Origin of the sequence: Cryobacterium sp. 10I5 (assembly GCF_035019865.1) — a bacterium.
Classification (GTDB): domain Bacteria; phylum Actinomycetota; class Actinomycetes; order Actinomycetales; family Microbacteriaceae; genus Cryobacterium; species Cryobacterium breve_A.
In genome coordinates this window covers 1-2784 of record NZ_JASJVI010000173.1, presented here as the reverse complement: position 1 = coordinate 2784, position 2784 = coordinate 1, and the positions used below count along the sequence as shown (strand labels likewise).

Below are 2784 nucleotides of genomic sequence, written 5' to 3'. Positions count from 1 at the left end.
GGATGGGGTTGGGGGATGTCAAGCTTGCCGGCGTCATCGGACTATTCCTCGGCTGGCTCGGCTGGAGCACGCTCGTCGTGGGTGCTTTCGCCGCCTTTCTGGTGGGCGGCGTGTATGGCATCTTCATGCTCGTCACAAAGCGCGCTTCCCGCGGGAGCGGCATTCCTTTTGGGCCCTGGATGTTCATCGGGGCTTGGATTGGCGTTTTTTTCGGCGAGGTCATCGCCGATTGGTACTTCGGAATCATTGGTCTCACGTTGTGACGCGCGGGCAGGAAGGAACTGAGGATGGCTAAAACGATCGTCGGTTTGGATATCGGCAGTGAATACATCCGCGCGGTCGAATTGGCCGATGCTGGAAAGTTGAAACCCCGGTTGGTGCGCTTCCACGTGGTCGTCGTACCCGAAGGCGCGGTTCGCCGAGGTGAAGTAGTGGAACCCAATACAGTCGCCGGTCTTCTCAAGCGGCTATGGCATGAGGGCGGTTTCAAGAGCAAGCGGGTAGTGCTCGGTATGGGTAATCAGCGCGTCTTCGCTCGCGACCTGAGTGTGCCCAAGGCCCCACTCAGTCGCATCAGGGAGTCACTGCCTTTTTCGGTGCAGGACATGCTGCCGCTCCCGGTCGCCGATGCCATCATGGACTTCTTTCCGATCTCGGAAACCGTGGGTGATCACGGAACCATGGTCAATGGATTGCTCATTGCAGCGGTCAAGGATGCAGTGCTCGGCAATGTGAAGGCCGTGCAGTTGGCGGGGTTGACACCGGTCGAAGTCGATCTGATTCCATTTGCGCTCGACCGTGCACTGGTGACCCGGCAGCGTCGTGCCGGGACGGTAGCGATTGTGGACGTCGGCGCGAGCACAACGAGCGTCACGGTTGCCTCTAACGGCGTCCCTCAGTTTGTGCGGATCATTTCCTCAGGAGGGTTTGACATCACAAGTGCTATAGCGGGACGGCTGGGGATCGGCATCGTCGAGGCAGACGAGGCCAAAAAACGTCTGGGCCTCGCAAAGAGCGTGGGGAATCAGACCGAGCAAGATCAGGTCGGGGTCATCTATGAACTGGTGAAGGACATGCTTTCGAGCCTGAGGAACACGATTTCTTACTTTTCGAGCACGCGTCCTCACGACCCGGTCACGGCGATCGTGTTGAGTGGCGGTGGTTCACAGCTGACCGGATTCGCGGAAGCGTTGGCCGAGTTCACCCGACTGCCGGTCTCGATCGGTGACCCGCTTGCTGCGGTTACCCTGGGTCGCGGTGTTGATCGGGCTGAAGCCGCGCGGTATGGGGTTTCACTCGCGGTGCCCCTGGGCTTGGCGTTGGGGAGCGTGGCAGCATGACAACGCTCGCGAAAGAGCCCGCTAAAGAGCCCGCTAGAGAGCCCGCTACAGTGCCCGATGAGGGTCATTCTCGGTCAAGGCGGGCCACCAAGTCTGACTCCGTGGCCCAGTGGGTCGAGCCCCGCGTCAATTTGATTCCGCCCGAGGTAATGCAGAGTCGCCGACAGACAGCAGTTGCCCAAAGGCTGAGCATCGCGCTTCTCTTAGTCGTCGTCGGCGTCGCTGTAGCGGTCGCTGCCGCTTTACTGTTCGCTACCACCGCTCAGACCCGGCTGCAGGATGAACAGAATCGCACCTCGTCTATCGCGCAGCAGGAACTGATCTACGCCCCGGTTCGCGTCGTTCAAAGTCGGACCGCACTGACGCGTGCGGCGCAGTACGTCGGAGGAGCGACGGAGATCGATTGGAAGGGCTTCCTGGAGAGGGTGGCGACGGTGACGCCGCCGAACACCAAACTCACAACTCTCACAATCGACTCTGTGAGCCCGCTCACGACATATGAAGTCTCAGCGAATCCGCTGACGAAACCGTCCGTTGCGGGCGTCACGCTGGATGCAGCGAGCGCTTCGGTATCAGACGCGTCGAGTTGGATCGCAGGTCTCGGGGCTGTCAGCGGCGTCTCGGACGTGCAGGTGGGTTCAATCACGCAGGCTACCGAGGGGGGCAGCTATCTCACGACGGTAACCTTGCACCTCGACCCGACGGCGTTCGACAAGCGATTCGCCCCGAAGGAAGGTGAATGACATGGATAAGGGACGCCTTGTCATATTGGCGACTGTGATTGCCATGGTCGGCGTGCTTGTGCTTGGGTTTTTCATTGGAATTCAACCGCAGCTTGATGCTGCGCGAGCTGCAGACTCCCAGCGCGAGACGGCTGCGGCTGCCAACGACAGGGAGCAGAGTGTCCTCGACAGCCTCGTCAAGGACAGTGCAAATATCAATTCCTTTACCTCGACACTGGCCACACTGCAGAAGTCCGTCCCTGCCGACACCGCGTACCCGGCTCTCCTGAAACAGATGAGCGACACCGCGGCCGCCTCGGGCATTTCGTTGGTGAGCTTCGAGCCCGGGACCCCCGTCGCGTACGTGCCACCGGCCACTTCCGGAACGGAGCCGACGGCTTCGACCGGCACTCAGGCACCGACAAGTCCGGCCACCGCCGTCGCCGTCGCCCCACCTGCATCCACCACACTCATCACGTCAAGCAACTTCGTGGCGATCCCCATCACGGTGGCCGTGCATGGTGCGATGCAGCAGGTTATCGACTTCGTCAGCCGGATGCAGGCCGGCGATCGTCTCGTTCTGATCAACAAGATTTCGGGTGGCGGAGATTCGTCCCAGGCGATGGACTACTCCCTCGGGGGCTACATTTACGTCCTGATCGATCCCAACGCGGCGGCATCGACCCCGACCCCGACCCCGACGCCGACGCCGACGCCGACCC

Annotated in this window: 3 protein-coding genes and 1 pseudogene; all 4 read left to right on the top strand. The window is 61.1% G+C overall.

From position 1 onward, the window contains the following. Positions 1 to 263: pseudogene (locus tag QN350_RS19445) on the top strand (prepilin peptidase); the annotation flags it as partial. A 24-nt stretch (positions 264 to 287) separates the two neighbouring features. Beyond that, entirely contained in the window at positions 288 to 1340 is a 1053-nt protein-coding gene (gene pilM, locus QN350_RS19440) for a type IV pilus assembly protein PilM (RefSeq protein ID WP_322138021.1), read from the top strand. Positions 1341 to 1441: 101 nt separating this feature from the next. Beyond that, complete coding sequence (locus QN350_RS19435; protein WP_322138020.1) at positions 1442 to 2083, top strand: hypothetical protein; 642 nt, start codon at positions 1442 to 1444, stop codon at positions 2081 to 2083. Between the two features lies 1 nt (position 2084). Continuing rightward, the coding region (locus tag QN350_RS19430; RefSeq protein ID WP_323517159.1) for a type 4a pilus biogenesis protein PilO at positions 2085 to 2784 on the top strand (700 nt) is incomplete at its 3' end.